14 protein-coding genes are annotated in these 17,010 nt (G+C 38.7%); 9 read left to right on the plus strand and 5 right to left on the minus strand.

The window, feature by feature from the left end; all coding sequences use genetic code 11:
- Positions 1–120 precede the first annotated feature (120 nt).
- Positions 121–1,668 (minus strand): PAS domain-containing methyl-accepting chemotaxis protein, encoded by a 1,548-nt coding sequence (locus L655_RS0106110; RefSeq protein ID WP_024604444.1) that lies wholly within the window; start codon positions 1,666–1,668, stop codon positions 121–123.
- A gap of 588 nt (positions 1,669–2,256) precedes the next feature.
- On the opposite strand from L655_RS0106110, the gene gshA reads away from it, so the two are divergent.
- Both gshA and L655_RS0106120 read left to right on the plus strand, forming a co-directional pair.
- Positions 2,257–3,834: a glutamate--cysteine ligase gene (gshA, locus tag L655_RS0106115; protein WP_024604445.1), complete on the plus strand. Its 1,578-nt coding sequence runs from the start codon at positions 2,257–2,259 to the stop codon at positions 3,832–3,834.
- A 148-nt stretch (positions 3,835–3,982) separates the two neighbouring features.
- Complete coding sequence (locus tag L655_RS0106120) at positions 3,983–4,594, plus strand: transglycosylase SLT domain-containing protein (RefSeq protein WP_024604446.1); 612 nt, start codon at positions 3,983–3,985, stop codon at positions 4,592–4,594.
- Between the two features lie 48 nt (positions 4,595–4,642).
- Here L655_RS0106120 and L655_RS0106125 read toward each other — a convergent pair whose 3' ends face one another.
- Complete coding sequence (locus L655_RS0106125; RefSeq protein WP_002962198.1) at positions 4,643–5,911, minus strand: CNNM domain-containing protein; 1,269 nt, start codon at positions 5,909–5,911, stop codon at positions 4,643–4,645.
- A 61-nt stretch (positions 5,912–5,972) separates the two neighbouring features.
- On the minus strand, positions 5,973–6,779 hold the full coding sequence (gene ccsA / locus L655_RS0106130; protein ID WP_024604447.1) for a cytochrome c biogenesis protein CcsA: 807 nt from the start codon (positions 6,777–6,779) through the stop codon (positions 5,973–5,975).
- A 252-nt stretch (positions 6,780–7,031) separates the two neighbouring features.
- Here ccsA and ffh point away from each other — a divergent pair, with 252 nt between their 5' ends.
- The 6 genes from ffh (at position 7,032) to tyrA (ending at position 11,994) form a co-directional block, all read left to right on the plus strand.
- Positions 7,032–8,411: a signal recognition particle protein gene (gene ffh, locus L655_RS0106135; RefSeq protein ID WP_002962194.1), complete on the plus strand. Its 1,380-nt coding sequence runs from the start codon at positions 7,032–7,034 to the stop codon at positions 8,409–8,411.
- A 260-nt stretch (positions 8,412–8,671) separates the two neighbouring features.
- On the plus strand, positions 8,672–8,920 hold the full coding sequence (rpsP, locus tag L655_RS0106140) for a 30S ribosomal protein S16 (RefSeq protein ID WP_002962192.1): 249 nt from the start codon (positions 8,672–8,674) through the stop codon (positions 8,918–8,920).
- Positions 8,921–8,937: 17 nt separating this feature from the next.
- Positions 8,938–9,474 carry a ribosome maturation factor RimM gene (gene rimM / locus L655_RS0106145; RefSeq protein WP_024604448.1) on the plus strand — a complete coding sequence of 179 codons (537 nt, stop codon included), beginning with the start codon at positions 8,938–8,940 and terminating at the stop codon, positions 9,472–9,474.
- Positions 9,474–10,241 carry a tRNA (guanosine(37)-N1)-methyltransferase TrmD gene (gene trmD / locus L655_RS0106150; RefSeq protein ID WP_002962190.1) on the plus strand — a complete coding sequence of 256 codons (768 nt, stop codon included), beginning with the start codon at positions 9,474–9,476 and terminating at the stop codon, positions 10,239–10,241. Before rimM ends, trmD begins: the two co-directional genes overlap by 1 nt.
- A gap of 33 nt (positions 10,242–10,274) precedes the next feature.
- Positions 10,275–10,634, plus strand: a complete 360-nt coding sequence (gene rplS / locus L655_RS0106155; protein WP_002962189.1) for a 50S ribosomal protein L19 — start codon at positions 10,275–10,277, stop codon at positions 10,632–10,634.
- A gap of 226 nt (positions 10,635–10,860) precedes the next feature.
- Positions 10,861–11,994: a bifunctional chorismate mutase/prephenate dehydrogenase gene (gene tyrA, locus L655_RS0106160; protein WP_024604449.1), complete on the plus strand. Its 1,134-nt coding sequence runs from the start codon at positions 10,861–10,863 to the stop codon at positions 11,992–11,994.
- A 61-nt stretch (positions 11,995–12,055) separates the two neighbouring features.
- Here the strand turns inward: tyrA and L655_RS0106165 are convergent, their stop codons facing one another.
- Entirely contained in the window at positions 12,056–13,213 is a 1,158-nt protein-coding gene (locus tag L655_RS0106165) for a chorismate mutase (RefSeq protein ID WP_024604450.1), read from the minus strand.
- A gap of 361 nt (positions 13,214–13,574) precedes the next feature.
- Between L655_RS0106165 and L655_RS0106170 the strand changes: the two genes are divergently transcribed.
- Positions 13,575–16,589, plus strand: coding sequence for an EAL domain-containing protein (locus tag L655_RS0106170; RefSeq protein ID WP_024604451.1), 3,015 nt, complete (start codon positions 13,575–13,577; stop codon positions 16,587–16,589).
- 12 nt (positions 16,590–16,601) lie between these two features.
- Here L655_RS0106170 and L655_RS0106175 read toward each other — a convergent pair whose 3' ends face one another.
- Positions 16,602–16,931 carry a translation initiation factor gene (locus tag L655_RS0106175; RefSeq protein WP_002962947.1) on the minus strand — a complete coding sequence of 110 codons (330 nt, stop codon included), beginning with the start codon at positions 16,929–16,931 and terminating at the stop codon, positions 16,602–16,604.
- Between the last annotated feature and the right edge of the window lie 79 nt (positions 16,932–17,010).

Here is a 17,010-nt window from a genome sequence, read left to right on the forward strand (position 1 = left end):
TCAAACAAGATTTGAAGATCTGATCATGACATTGAGATTTAGTTCAAAAAAATCCCCGCTAATTTCTTAGCAGGGATTTGTGTATAAGAGACAGCTAAAATAGCGGCTTTTTTATGTTTGTTAAACTTTAAAAGTTAGTAATAAATCGTTCACTCTACGTGAGCCTTCAACAAGCTCAGCTGCACCTTTTGCCACATTAAAGCTTAAACTTAAGTTGTTATCGCCAAAGTCTTTAATTTGCGAAACATTATTACTAATGTCGTTACTAACCATTTGTTGCTCTTCTGCAGCGGATGATATTTGTATTGCTAAGTGAGATATTTCACTGATTTGGATAAAAATCCCCTCAAGTTCAACTTGGGTTTTATCGGTTGTCAAAACACAGTTATCGGCTTGTGCTTTAGTGCTTTGCATTACTTTGGACCAGCTAAATAAAGTGTCTTGTATTTCTTTAATAGAACTGTGGATTTGTGTTGTAGCATTTTGAGTACGTGACGAAAGAGTCCTTACCTCATCGGCGACTACAGCAAAGCCTCGCCCATGTTCTCCCGCTCTAGCTGCTTCAATCGCTGCATTAAGAGCAAGTAAGTTAGTTTGATCGGCAATTCCTTCTATTTCACTCATTACCTTACCAATTTTATCTGCTTCAGAGGCTAAGCTGGTGGCTGTATTTGCTGCTTGTTCCACTTGAAAAGCTAAATCAGATACCATTTTACTATTATCTGCAATGTGGTCTTTTATCTCTGAGCAACTTTGATGGGTGTTATTCACTTTATCAGCTGTTTGAGCTGTATTTACTGATATTTCACCAATGGTAGAACTCATTTGAGTCATCGCTGATGCAATTTGTTCTAAACGCTCACCTTGAGAAGAAATCCCTTTTTCGGTGAGTGTTGATTGTTTGTCTAAATCAGTTGCGATGCCATTAAAGCTTAATGTTGAGTCTTTCATACGGCCAAGGACTGTGCGCAATTTTGCACTTAGCATTTGCTCTCTATAATCACTTACACTGTGCGGTGTATGGCCGCTGTAAATATAACGAGAGATTGAATCGGCTTTTGCTTTTTGTTCTCGTAATATTTTAGGGGTAACAATGAGTTCGTCATAATTTAGCACAATAACTAAAGCACAAATAAATAGGCTAATTGCAGCAATGGTGATTGATGCCGCAACAGCAATAAAAATCAGCCAAAATAATAGGCTTATAAAAGTAAGGCTTTGTCGTATTGTGGTGTGTTCTCGTAGTTTAAATAATGACTTGTTGGTATTTATTTTGTTGTAAAGTGTTTGTGCACGTTGCTTAAGTTGAGAGCTTGCTTTGGTTCTTACAGATTGATAACCAACAAGTCGGCCATGTTCAAAAATGGGGGTTACAAAGGCATCTACCCAGTAATAGCGGCCATCTTTACAGCGGTTTTTAACCATACCGCGCCACGAGTGTTCTTGTTTTAATGTTGCCCACATTTCTTTAAAGGCTGCTTTTGGCATATCAGGGTGGCGCACGATATTATGATGCTGACCGATAAGCTCTTGTGCGCTATATCCGGCTATAGAACAAAACGCTTGATTGACGTATGTTATTACACCTTTAAGATCAGTAGTGGAAACCAGCTCTTGTGATTCATCAAAGTATACTTCTTCATTTTTTAAGCTTTTATCATTGTGCATTGTATTTATTATCATCCTTTATTGTTGCAGTCATTATATTGCTTACACACTACAAAGCAAAAAATAGCGTCTTTCCTTCTATGCTCATAAGACAAATGATTGTATTTATTGATCTAGATCAAGTTTAAATACCAGACAGCTAAATTGAACTGATTTTGTATAAGTTCCGGTCTATTACTATAGGCTGATATTTTACTTATTTGATTTATAATTAAATACGTATATAAAGCATTTGTATAATGCACATAGCAATGGCAATATTACGACTTAATATAATGATGTTGGTCATATTAAGCGCATGTATAAAGTGGGCAAATAATTATTAGATTTGAAAAGTTATATTGTTCTTAGCAATTTATTCCAGTTGCATTAAATGAATGATCTATTATAGCGCCAAGAAAATAGCACAATAACAAGGCGAAAATTATGACATATAGTTGTTCTATATGAATAATTTTTAACGCAGTGAGGGCGTTATTTAACGCGATATAATGATCATATTTTCAATAAAATTGGTATTCATCTTGAGTCTAAGTAATTAGCCCCCATAACCTTATGATTAAGCCACGTGGCCCGAGGAAAGATTTTTTGACAACACATGATTTAGCTAACGCACTTGAAGCGTTATCAGTAGATGAGCACCAACATGCAGTTAAAGGCATTAAACGTGGCATAGAGCGAGAGTCACTAAGAATACAAGAGAATGGTGCTATATCACCTAAAGGCCATCCAAAAGGGGTGGGCAGTGCGTTAACTAATGGCCATATCACAACTGATTTTTCTGAATCTTTACTTGAATTTATTACTCCAGTTAGTGAGTCGTCAACGCAAACTCTTAAACAATTAAAGGACCTTCAAAAGTTCACTCTAGAAAAGATGGACGATGAACTGCTTTGGCCTATCAGTATGCCATGCTTTATTGAACACCAAGATGATATTGTTTTAGCTCAATTTGGTAGTTCTAATACAGGCAAAATGAAAACACTATACCGTGAAGGATTAAAAAATCGCTACGGTAGTATGATGCAAGCAATTGCAGGCGTTCACTTTAATATTTCATTTCCAGATACGCTTTGGCAGTCGCTTCACTCGTTACAACAAAGTAATGCAAGCCTTCAAGATTTTATTTCAGAGGGTTATTTAGCGCTTATTCGTAACTTTAAACGCGAACTATGGCTAATAAGTTACATGTTTGGTGCATCACCAGCATTATGTAACTCATTTTTACAAGGTCGAAAAACCGATTTACCATTTAAAAAACTAGGTAAAGGTACGCTTTACTTAGAAGTTGGTACGGCACTGCGTTTAGGCAATTTAGGTTATACAAATAGCGCCCAGTCGTCACTACGCGTAATGTATAACTCGTTAGATGAATATGTTGCAGGTCTTAAAAAAGCAATCAACACACCATCAGAAATTTATGGTGATCTTGATGACTATAAGAGTGAAAACCCTAAACAATTAAATAAAAATATTCTGCAGATTGAAAACGAATTTTACTCGCCAATTCGTCCTAAGCGTAATGCTAAAAGTGGCGAAACGCCAACGGATGCATTGCTTCGAGCAGGCATTGAATATGTAGAAATTCGCGCGTTAGACGTTAACCCGTTTAGCGAAGTGGGTATTGATATTGAGCAAATTCACTTTTTAGATGTGTTTTTAACGTATTGTTTATTAAAAGATTCAGCTCCAATGGATTGGAAAGAACAAGCACGCAGTACTGAAAACCTCGACACAGTAGTCAATCAAGGTCGAGAAGAAGGGCTAATGCTTAACTTTAATAACACACAGCGTAGTTTTCAGTCGTGGGGCGATGAAATATTTGCACAGCTCACTGATGTCGCTAAATGGATGGATAATGCTTATGGTGTTAATTATTACTCCGATACTATAAAGCGCATGGCAACGTGGGTGCATAATCCAGAGCTTACTTATTCTGGACGTTACGTGTCGCAATTAAAAGAGTCTGGTTTAGACAACGGTCACTTTGCACTAGCACTGGCTAATAAATACAAACAAAGTCACGCTGACACTGATTACAGTGAGTTTTTAAAGCCTTGGCTGGAACAACAAGTTGTAGAGTCTAACGAAGCACAAACTGCAATTGAGCAAGCAGATACCCAGTCATTTACCGCCTTTTTAGATGCGTATTTTGGCGGTAAATAATCTTAATACTTAGTAAAATTTAAGCAAAAAAAAACGCAGCCTAAGTAGGCTGCGTAAATATATATTCAGGGATGAACTAATGCTGTACTGCTGCATTCATTGAGTCAGACCCACACTTTTTAGAAAAGTTCTGTGAGATCTTAGAAAAATGAAAAAAAATTCAATTATTTTATCTCTTGCCATTACTTTAGCTGGTTGTGCTACAGCGCCTCCAAAGCAACCTAATGATCTATGTAAAATCTTTGAAGAAAAACCTGATTGGTATTTTGACGCAAAAGATGCGCAAGAAAAATGGGGCTCTCCTAAGCATGTACTCATGAGTATGATGTACCAGGAAAGCTCCTTTAAGCATGATGCGGCTCCACCTATGGAGTACTTCTTATGGATAATTCCAACCGGTCGCGCAAGTGATGCTTATGGTTACTCACAGGCTAAAACACCAACATGGTCTGATTATATTCGTGAAACAGGAAACAATGGTGCTGATAGAGACGACTTTGACGATGCAATCGACTTTATGGCGTGGTTTGTTTATAAAACGCATAAAGTAAATAAAATCTCTAAATGGGATGCTTACGCACAATACCTTAATTATCATGAAGGTTGGGGTGGCTATAAGCGTGGCACATATAAAAAGAAAAAGTGGTTAATGGGTGTAGCAAATAAAGTTAAACACAGAGCGAGCCGTTATGGCGCGCAATTAAAGCGCTGTGAAGACGAGCTTGATAAAGGTTGGTTTGAACGTCTTATATTTGGCTAGAGAGTTATTAATGGATATAAAAAAGGAGCCAATCGGCTCCTTTTATACTTAGCGAGAACGCTTATTAGGCTGAATCTTCACCTGTTTTATCATATTCTCTTTTACTTCGAGTACTTCAATAGGGTACCCCGCAATACGTAGACTAATATTTGCATCGGGAATATCTTCTAAGTATTCAACAATTAAACCACTCAAAGTTTTTGGGCCGTCTAGTGGGAAATCCCAACCCATCTCTTTATTTAAATCGCGTACGTTAGCGCCGCCATCTACAATACAAGAGCCATCAGTTTGTGTTTCTACTTCTTCGCTTGGCGTACGAGTTTGTGTAGTTGTAAAATCGCCAACAACTTCTTCTAAAATATCTTCAAGCGTTACTAAACCTTGAATATCGCCATACTCGTCTACTACTAAGCCAATACGCTCTTTAGACTGCTGAAACTTTAACAGCTGAGTGTTAAGTGATGTTCCCTCTGGGATAAAGTAAATTTCGCGTACAGCACGCAGCAAAGATGGTTTATCAAATTGCTCTTTTGTAAGTAGACGAAGTGCATCTCGAGAGTGAATAAAGCCTACTGCGTCATCTATATTGTCGCGATACAACAACACGCGAGTATGTTGTGCATGGGTAAGCTGACGACTAATTAGTTTCCAATCATCATTAATATCAATAGCCACAATTTCGTTACGTGGGATCATGATATCTTCAACGGTTACTTGCTCTAAATCTAAAATTGAGGTCAGCATACTTTGATGGCGAGCAGGGATAAGTGCGCCTGACTCATTGAGCACTGTTTTTAATTCTTCTTTGCTCATGCTGTGCTCGTCGATTTGAGCGGCACTAATACCAAATAATCGCAATATCCCGTTGGTCATCCAGTTAACGATAACAACAAAAGGAAAAAGAATTTTTAGTAACCCTTTAAGTATTATTGAGCTTGGAAAAGCAACTTTTTCAGGATAAAGGGCAGCAAGAGTTTTAGGTGTTACTTCGGCAAATATAAGCACGACTAAAGTTAACACACCCGTAGCGATAGCAATACCAAGGTCACCATAAAGGCGAATACCTATAATGGTAGCAACTTGAGCTGCAGCTATATTGACAAGATTATTGCCAATTAAGATTAAACCGATGAGCCTATCTGGACGGCTAAGTAATTTACTGACTCGTTTAGCTGCACGATGATCCTCTTTAGCGAGGTGTCGCAGGCGTATACGATTGATTGACATAATTCCGGTTTCTGAACCAGAAAAATAAGCAGAAAAAAGCACCAAAAAACCTAAAATGATAAATAGGGTACTTGTCGATATGTCGTCCAACGATGGATCCTTTTCTTATAAATCAATGCGTATTAAGCTAGAGTGAGCAAGCAGAGTCAAGTTAAAACTTATTTAGTATCACTTCTTGTATGAAACGGCTGCCAAAATATGCGAGTGTGAGGACAAATGCAGCGACCATGATCGTAATAACCACAGGTTTACCGCGCCAACCCTTTTTCATATGCCCGATGGCTACAGTGGCAAAAATAGCCCACGCAACTAACGACAATATCGTTTTATGAATGAACTCTTTAGCAAACATCCCATCAAGAAATACAAACCCCGAGAGTAATGCGAACGTGAGTAATATGGTGCCTAAATTAAGGAGTTGGTAAAGCTGGCGCTCAACAACCATTAAAGGCGGAAGGTGACTATGCACAATTGCTAAATCTTTACGTTTTAAACGTTTATCAATAAAGTAGAACTGTACACCATATAAAGTAGCAATAATTAAAATACAGTAGGCCAATAGGGATAAGGAAATGTGTGTTACTAAGCCAACCTCAATATTAATGCTTTGCAGTAAAATATGATGAGGAATAAATAAACTGGCAATTGTAAGTAAAGCACCAAAACCATAAACAACGGGCAATAATAAAGTGGCAGGGAACTTTAGCGACACAGCTGTTACTGAAACTACAATAACCCAGCATGTTAAAAGGGAGACGTTTACAATACTTAAGTCTTGACCGTCGGATCTAAAAACAGAGTTAACTAACAGCAGCATATGCGCCACTATAGCAACAGTGCTCAATATGACGGTTACCTTTTGGCTAGGGCCTTGTTGATGAAACAGGCGTGAGAGCACGTGAGACGTTGCTAACACATAAAATAAACTGGCAATAATAGTTAAACTAATAATCAGCATTGTGCTTGGGCCACTTAATTTGAGACAAAATAATCCTTGTTGTTATATAGCCATTGTATTTTATAGCAAAGCAAATGCATAGACCTTAAAAAAAGAAACTCAACAAGGTGCACTTGAACACTGTATTGTAAGACGCCATATACGGTATACTACTTTTAATTGAAACTTAATAAGTCAATCCTGGTTAATTGAAAATCAAACTAACCGTAAAATTTTAATGGATTGATATAAACGTCTTATCGGAACCGTTACATGTTTGAGAACCTCCAAGAACGATTAGGTAAAACCTTAAAAAATATCAGTGGCCGTGGCCGTCTGACTGAAGACAACATAAAAGACACACTTCGCGAAGTGCGTATGGCATTTTTAGAAGCCGATGTGGCACTGCCTGTTGTTCGCGAGTTTGTAAAACAAGTTAAAGAACGTGCAGTTGGGGTTGAAGTTACAAAAAGCTTAAGCCCAGGCCAAGTATTTATAAAAATAGTGCGTGAAGAACTAGAAAAAGCAATGGGTGAGGCCAATGAAGAGCTAAGCCTAAATGCACAACCGCCAGCCGTTGTTATGGTAGCGGGTCTGCAAGGTGCGGGTAAAACCACCAGTGTAGCTAAGCTTGCTAAGTTTTTAAAAGAACGCAAAAAGAAATCAGTGCTTGTAGTAAGTGCCGATGTTTATCGCCCTGCTGCGATTAAACAGCTAGAAACGCTTGCTACAGAAGTTGACGTTGATTTCTTTCCAAGTGATATTTCGCAAAAGCCAGTGGATATTGCAAACGCTGCAATCTCTCATGCTAAAAAGAAATTTATAGATGTAGTACTTGTTGATACCGCAGGTCGTTTACATGTTGACAGCAACATGATGGACGAGATTAAAGATCTTCACAAAGCAATCAACCCAATTGAAACTTTATTCGTTGTTGATGCAATGACGGGTCAAGATGCGGCAAATACAGCTAAAGCATTTGACGAAGCTCTGCCACTAACCGGTGTAATATTAACAAAAACCGATGGTGATGCACGTGGTGGTGCTGCTTTATCTATTCGTCATATCACAGGCAAACCAATCAAATTTATGGGTGTGGGTGAGCGAACTGACGCACTTGAGCCTTTCCATCCAGACCGTATAGCGTCGCGTATTTTAGGCATGGGTGATGTACTTTCATTAATCGAAGAAGTCGAAATGAAAGTAGATAAAGAGCAAGCTGCTAAAGTTGCTGAAAAAGTATTTAAAGGTGCCGGTTTTACCCTTGATGACTTTGCTGATCAATTAAAGCAAATGAAAAACATGGGTGGCATGATGTCGATGCTTGATAAGCTCCCTGGTATGTCTAACTTACCAGATGCTGTTAAAGGCCAAATGGGTGACAAAACATTTATCCAAATGGAAGCTATTATTAGCTCAATGACTAAAAAAGAGCGTGCACGTCCAGAAATCATCAAAGGTTCGCGTAAAAAACGTATAGCAGCAGGCTCTGGTACACAAGTACAAGAGATTAATAAGTTGCTTAAGCAGTTTACGCAAATGCAAAAAATGATGAAAAAGATGAAAGGTAAAGGCGGCATGACTAAAATGATGCGCGGTATGAAAGGCATGTTACCACCTGGGATGATGGGTGGCGGTGGTCCTAAGTTTTAAAAAATACTTTTGAGTTATTTTTTAAAACAATAGCGAATCATATTTAAAGGAGCAAATAGCTCCTTTTTTGTTGAATAAATTATGCATGTAATACACCTTTAACCCTAATTTGTCGTTGAGATCACGGTTTAACCTACTAAACTGTCTTTTTGCTTCACTTCTTACTTGCGTTATTGCCAAAAACTCGTACAATTCCCCAGCTCCCCATTCTGGGGAGTAAATCTTATTAATGAAAACAGTCAATCTTTATAGAGGACGGTATGGTAACTATTCGTTTGCAACGTGGTGGCGCTAAAAAACGCCCTTTCTATCAAATTGTGGTTGCGGATAGCCGTTTCTCGCGTGACGGTCGCTTCATCGAGAAAGTAGGCTTTTTTAACCCAATTGCTTCAGGTCAAGAAGAAAAAATTCGTTTAGATTTACCACGTGTTGAACACTGGGTAGGTCAGGGCGCATCTCTTTCAGATCGCGTAGCTAAGTTAGTAAAAGACGCTCGTAAAGCGGCTTAATAGGCGTAAGTGTAACCATGAGTCAAGAGAACACCTCATCAATAATTGTCGTAGGAAAGCTCGGTGCCCCATATGGTATAAAGGGCTGGCTTAAGGTACATTCATTTACTGATGATCCCGTAGGGATCTTCGATTTCAGCCCGTGGTTGATAGGGCAGCAAGGTAAATGGCAGTCCTTAGAAGTGGTCGACTGGCGTCGCCACAACAAAGGCTTTATCGCTAAATTTGCGCAGATAAACGACCGAGACGAAGCAATGGCTTATACCCATGCTGAAATCTCAATGGATGCAGCGCATTTACCAGAACTTCCGCAAGGTGAGTTCTATTGGCGAGATCTCATTGGCATGTCTGTTGTAACCGATAAAGGTTATAGCTTAGGCATTGTTGATGACCTTATGGAGACAGGGTCAAATGACGTACTAGTTGTGAAAGCAAACAGTAAAGACGCATTTGGTCAAGCTGAACGTTTGATTCCTTTTTTAACTGATTCAGTTATTAAAGAAGTTAAATACGACGCAAAAGAAATTACCGTAGATTGGGATCCAGGGTTTTAATGACGCAAACTAGTTCATTATGGGTAGGGGTGATAAGCCTTTTTCCAGACATGTTTGACGCTATTACAGACCAAGGTGTTACCGGTCGCGCAGTAAAAAATGGTTTAATTGATTTTAACTGTTGGAATCCGCGAGACTACGCTTTAGATAAGCATAGAACCGTAGATGACCGTCCTTACGGGGGCGGACCAGGTATGTTAATGATGGTTGAGCCATTAAAAAAAGCGATTGCCGAAGCTAAAAAAGCAGCTGGTGATGGCGCTAAAGTAATTTATATGTCTCCGCAAGGGCGCAAACTTGATCAGCAGGGCGCTAGCGAACTCGCTAACTCTAATAAACTGATTTTGATTGCCGGTCGCTATGAAGGTATAGATGAGAGAATAATAGAATCATATGTTGACGAAGAATGGTCAATTGGTGATTTTATTTTGAGTGGTGGTGAACTACCTGCCATGACATTAATTGACGCAGTAGCGCGATTAGTGCCAGGTGTGTTAGGTCATAACCAGTCAGCAGAACAAGATTCGTTTTCGGATGGCTTGTTAGATTGTCCACACTATACACGACCAGAAACATTGGACGACAAACAGGTTCCTGCTGTATTACTCAGCGGAAACCACCAAGAGATAGCAAAGTGGCGGCTTAAGCAGTCATTAGGTAGAACTTGGTTACGACGTCCTGACTTGTTGCATAACCTAGCTCTGACTGAGGAGCAAGCGGTATTACTCGCAGAATTTCAGCAAGAGTACCAAAAAGCTTGTGGCTAGAAGACAGTTACACCTAGGAAAGTGAGAAACATAATGGCAAAAGTAAACCAAAATATTATTAAAGCGCTTGAAGATGAGCAGCTTAAAACAGACGTACCTGCATTTGGCCCTGGTGATACAGTGGTTGTACAGGTAAAAGTAAAAGAAGGTGCTAAAGAGCGTCTACAGGCCTTTGAAGGTGTTGTAATCGCTAAGCGTAATCGTGGTCTTCACTCAGCATTCACAGTTCGTAAAATTTCGAACGGTGAAGGTGTTGAGCGTGTATTCCAAACGCACAGCCCTCTTATTGATAGCGTAGCAGTTAAGCGTCGCGGTGCAGTTCGCCGTGCTAAGCTTTACTACCTACGTGAGCGTTCTGGTAAATCTGCACGTATTAGAGAAAAACTTAACTAATACGCGCTGTTTATCAACGCAAAAAAACGGGTTGCATCCTTCGGGTTGCAACCCGTTTTGGTTTTAGAATATTATTTTCTCAATTCTCAATTCTCAATCCTCATTAGTAAAATTTAAGCTTTAGCCTTTTATCAGTTAGCTGATCCTGTTAGTATTTATCGTATTGATTAGCTTACTTTTATGTAAATTTATATTTACGTTATTTGTTTTTTAAGGTGGTATGAACGTGGCTGACATAAGTGATTTAGCACAGCTGAGAGAAGGTATAGATGAATGCGACGCACAACTTGTTGCCTTACTCGCTAAACGTAATGGTATTACGCAAAAAATTGGTGAGATAAAACAACAAACAGGCGCGCCTTTACATGCACCTAATCGTGAAGCAGAGCTATTAGCGGCAAGAAGACAAGAAGCAATAAATCAAAATGTAAGCCCCGATCTCGTTGAAGATATACTAAGACGCATGATGCGAGAAGCCTATCAAAACCAACAAGCAAAACTTGCATGTGCAGCGCCAGAACTTTCGCCAATTGTTATTGTAGGTGGCCAAGGTGCTATGGGGCAGCTATTTGCTCAGCAGTTTATTCGCTCAGGTTACGAAGTTAAAGTTTTAGATAAAGATCAGCAAAACGATGCGCAAAATATTTTAAAAGGTGCCAAGCTAGTAATGATTAGCGTACCAATTAATGCATTGGACGCAGTAGTTGCTAAGTTACCTAAACTAGATGATGACTGTTTACTAGTTGATATTACATCGGTAAAGCAATCGCCTATTAAAGCACTAAAAGCCGCGCATAGTGGCCCTGTGGTTGGTTTGCATCCTATGTTTGGCCCTGACATATCACACTGGGTAAAACAAACAGTCGTTGTATGTGAAGGGCGAGATCACCAAGCGGCAAAAGGCTTGTTACAGCAGTTACAAGTATGGGGTTGTCAGCTTGTTGAGCTTGATGCTAAAAAGCACGACGAAGCAATGCAAATTATTCAGGTAATGCGCCATTTAACAACATTTGTGTACGGACAGTTTTTAGCAAAACAAAGTCATACACTAGAAGAGTTACGTAGTTGCTCGTCACCTATATATCAACTAGAGCTAATGATGGTAGGGCGTTTATTTGCGCAGTCGCCGGAGTTGTACTCAGATATTATGTTAGCGCAATTCGATGATGTAGAGAGCCTACTCGCACAGTACCAAGACACTTTTGCAAGTACATTGGAAAAATTAAAAGCAGGAGATAAAGCAGCGCTTATTGATTCTTTTGCACAGGCGAAAGTTTACTTTTCTGACTCAACAGAGCACTTTTTAACACAAAGCCGAAGCTTATTAAATAAAGCAAATGATTCAAAAGTTTTAGACTAATACTTGTCACTTTTTACTAAAAAGGGCCGATATCGGCCCTTTTTAATTATGAAAGTGTGTATTAGGTATTAACGCTTACTGCCTGTAATGACTCGCTTTGATAGCAGCCTAAAATACGCACATATTGGGTGTGTTCTTTAAGCTCTTCTAGCGCTTCTTTTACTTGGCTATCAGCTAAGTTTGCTTCAAGATCTACATAAAATACTTCTTCCCACGGATTGCCCGGAGTTGGGCGCGACTCAAGTTTTACTAAATTAATCTTATGCTGTTTAAAAATCATCAACGCATCGGCTAGTGAGCCCGCTTGTTGTTTTGTCGACATGATCAAACTAGTTTTAGTTGGAATTTGGTTAGACACTTGCAGAGGTTTACGCGCAACAACAATAAAGCGGCTATGATTTTCGCTTTGATTAGCAAGATTTGATTTGATGACTTCAAGGCCGACATTTTTTCCTGCTTGTGCAGAGCCAATTGCAGCACTATTTGGTGTGTTCAGAGCTGATTGTAATGCACTTGATGTAGAGTCACATGTTTCGTGTTGTAAATCACCTAAGCCTTGTAAAAAGCGGCTGCACTGCGCAAATGGTTGTGGATGTGCAAATACTTTTGTCAGTTGGCTAAGTTCAGTATCAGGGTTTGCGAGTAAGCAATGCTCTACACTGTGAGTGACTTCTCCAACAATCGAGACTTGTGCGTGCTGTAATAAGTCAAATACTTCGTTAATACTACCAGAGCTTGTGTTTTCAATCGGTAATAAACCAAAATCAGCTTGGCCGTTTTCTACTTTACCTGTTATGTCGTCAAACGATGTACAGCCAATTTCAATTAATTTACCAGGGCGGCGACTAAAGTATTTATGACATGCAAGCTGGCTATAAGAACCCTGACCACCTAAGTAAGTAACACGATGTGTTTCACTGAGGGCATCTGGATTAAGGTTTTTTTGCAGCATTGCTTGTTGGTGTAAAACTGAATCTTCCAAAATAGTTTGAAACACATTATTTACGTAGTAAGCATCTAACCCCAGTGATTTACCATAACCAATCAATTTTTCTAGAAGCGCGAGTTCACGTGCTTCATCGCGAATTGGCTTATTGTTCGCGATTTTGTATTCAACCACGCCGTGGCTAATGCGACGGCGTTTAGCTAATAACACCAGTAAGTCGGAGTCTATTTCATTTATATCGTGTCTTAGTGCATTTAATACATCATTTGTCATTTTGGTATCCTCATTCCAAAAGTAGGCTGTTACTACACAGCAAAAACAAAAAAGCCTCCCAGTTGGGAGGCTTTACTATTCGATTGATTTTATCTCACAAACAGGGAAGCCTCTTTTATATAAAGAAGCTAAAAAACGAAAAAAAAGTGCGAGAGATAAATAGTTTCATGCAGTTAATGTATGGAGAGTTACTAACAATGTCAATAACGATACGTTGCTAAATAAGCGCAAAGCGCTATTTATTTGGTCATAGTTAGTTTTTAGTGATATTTAACAAATAATTTATAAATATTAAGTCAGATCTGATATATTTCGTAAACTGGTTCAAATAATAACAATTATTAATAATTAAGGTTGACCTGTGGTTTACAGACGCCCTCCATCGCGTTTTGGATTTAATTCTTTAAGTGTAAAACTTTCACTACTTATATCTGCTATTTGTTTAATAGCAGGGGTGTGTGCGGCTGCCTTAATGCTTAAATCTGAAGAGAAGCAACTTGTTTTTGAAGAGCATGAGGTGTTAAAAAGCTCTACAGATTTATTAGTGAAGCAGTTTAATGAACGTATTAAAACAAAAATAAATATAGCTCAGCAAGCCAATAACGTAGTGACAGAGCAGCTATTTCAATCTAATTTACCAATTAATTTAAGTAATAAATCACAGTTACAGTTTAATAGCGATGGTACGATTCGAAGTGCCTCGGCTGATGGATTATCAGCAGCATTTTTACCACAGCAAAATTACTCTCCTTTTTATAAACGCCTATTTAATGATTCCGAAATGTTATGGCGTATAATTTCTCCGACTCTGGTACACGACTTTTTTAACTTTTATTTAATTACCGATGACGATTTCATTCGTGTTTCTCCTCCAAACTGGGCATTAAATGCGCCAGCCGAGTTTAGAGTTACTCAAGGGTCAACGTACAAATCTATTAAAAGTATGCTGGGGTCAGAGCGAGAGCCTGCATGGTCAAAAGTTTATTACGATACAGTATGGCGAAAGTGGGTTATTAGCTTACTAGTGCCGGTGTATGTTGATAACGAGTTTTTAGGTGTAACGGGAAGCGATATTTCCCTCAACAAACTTATTTCGTTTTTACCTGTTGGTGATAAAGAAAAACACCTACTTGTGTTTGATAGTAAAGGGCAATTGTTGGCACACCCAGACTTAAATCCGACCTTACTAGCTGACTATGGTAGTGATAATAAAGCACTCGCTACTAACGAATTTGTAAACCCAGCGCTGCAGTCGATTATTGACGATGTTATTACAGTGAAGTTACCTGAATACGCAAATTCATTTGGAAAAAATGACGAAGCTCATATTATCAATATTCGTAAGATTGATGACTTAGATTGGTACATAGGGGTATATAAAAAGCGTTCATCTACGTTATCTGCATTACAAGATTTAAAACTGAAGTTTTTCGGTCTCTTTATTTTATACGCAATATTAGTTGCCTTATTGCTGCATCAAGCGCTTTATCAACTAGTCCTTCGCCGTTTACATACTTTGGTTTATGCAGTTACAAGTTTTGGCAAAGGTCAATTAACAACTGAGTTTCCGCCAGAAAACAAAGATGAGATTGGCACGCTTAATGGCTCATTTAGAGACATGACGGTAGAAATTCGCAAACTTATCGATGGCTTAAACCAGAGAATTACAGAAAAAGAAATTGCTGAAAAAGCAGCTAACCGTTTATCTAAAGCGGTAGCATTCTCGGGCACTGGCGTTGTGATCACCGATGAGAATTTTGTAATTGAATACGTAAATCCAAAAATGCTAGAAATGACAGGCTACCCAGAAAGTCATTTTAATAGAGCGCCATTACTTAATATTATTGCCTCAGAGATGTCTATTTTAGTTGAAGATATAGACATAAATTTACGCAGCCGTAATTATTGGCGCGGTGATACATTAATCCAAGGCTTGAATAAAGAGCCAATTTGGGTATCTCTAAGTGTTTCACCAATTCGTGAAGAGGGCGGTGAAATAACCAGTTACGTAGCATCAGCACAAGACATTTCGTTTGTAAAAGAAAGCCAGCGTAAAATGGAGCAACTTGCTTACTTTGACACCCTTACTGGTCTTGCCAACAGAACGTTCTTTAGAATGCAATTACGCAAATCAATGGCATTAGCTGAACGTGCGCACTATGCGTTTGCATTGTTTTACTTTGATTTAGACGAATTTAAACGTATTAACGATACATTAGGCCACGATGCAGGCGATCAATTATTAATTGAAGTGGCAAACAGACTTAAAAAACGTTTACGAGCCGAGGATACCATAGCGCGCTTAGGTGGTGATGAATTTGCAGTGTTGCTCAGTGGTATAGAAAGCCAAGCTCACGCGGCTGATGTTGCCAATACAATTCAAAAAACACTGAACGTGCCTATAAAACTAGGTAGCAATGAAGTTATTGTCAGTGCAAGTATTGGTATAACTATGGCTCCTTACGATAGCTTAGAGGAAGATCAGTTACTCAAACATGCTGATTTGGCAATGTATGAGGCAAAAGCAAAAGGACGTAATACCTTCCACTTTTATAGCCAAGAATTAAATGCGGCCGCAAATGAGCGTTTATTTATTGAAAATGAGTTACGTATAGGGCTCAAAGAAAAGCAATTTGTAGTTTACTACCAACCTCAAGTTGATAGCCGTACTCATCAAGTTGTTGGCTATGAAGCGTTATTAAGATGGTTCCACCCAGCTGAGGGCGTAATCCCTCCAGATAAATTTATTCCTATTGCTGAGGCGACAGGCCTTATAGTTGAATTAGGCGAATGGGTGCTTCAAGAGTCCTGTGATTTTGCCGTAAGATTAGCAGAACAAGGTCTAGAAAATAATATATCGATAAACTTATCGGCCCGCCAGTTTAAAGACTCAAGCTTAGTTACAACGCTGAGCAAAATGATAATTAAGTCGGGTGTTTCAGCAAAGCGCCTTCACTTAGAGCTTACCGAAAGCATGCTAATGGGTAATGTAGAGGCAGCCATTACACAATTGCACGAGCTTAAAGCATTAGGTATATCTATTTCTATTGATGACTTTGGTACAGGTTATTCGTCGCTCAGTTACTTAAAACGATTCCCGGTTGATATATTGAAAATTGACCGTTCATTTGTAAAAGATATCCCAGAGGATACGAATGATATGGAAATCACTGCAGCTATTATTGCCATGGCGCAAAAGTTAAAGCTAGACGTGGTTGCAGAAGGGGTTGAGACAATAGAGCAGATGCAGTTTTTACAAAATAATAATTGCTTCATTGTGCAAGGTTATTATTTTAGTAAGCCAATTGCGGAACACGAACTACCGAATTTGTATGAAAGGTTAAATGAACTCGCAAATAGCGAAGTAATTAGTTAATAAAATTGCGGGTTAACCACCCGCAATTTTAACTTTAAATTTTAAAGCTTCTAAAATGCCTTTTAGTTTATCTCGGTCATCACCTTGTACTTCAATAATGCCTTCTTTTACTGCGCCTCCTTGGCCCATTTTGCTTTTTATAGTTTTAGCTAACTTTTTTAAATCGTGATCTTTTGGATCAATGCCAACAACTAGCATAACTCCTTTGCCTTTACGCCCTTTTGTTTGACGCTCAATGCGAATAAAACCATCTTTAAAAAGTTTAGCGTGTAACTCTTTTTCTGGTTTTGGCTGGTCAATGCGACCCGTACTAGTTGAATATACTAAGTGACTATCACTCATACCTTACCTTTGTGGATAAAAATGAATTAAATACTGGTGTAAATGATAGCAAATTTGAAGTTGTGTGTTTTTCTTTTTG

This window comes from Pseudoalteromonas sp. TAE79, from assembly GCF_000498015.1.
Lineage (GTDB): Bacteria > Pseudomonadota > Gammaproteobacteria > Enterobacterales > Alteromonadaceae > Pseudoalteromonas.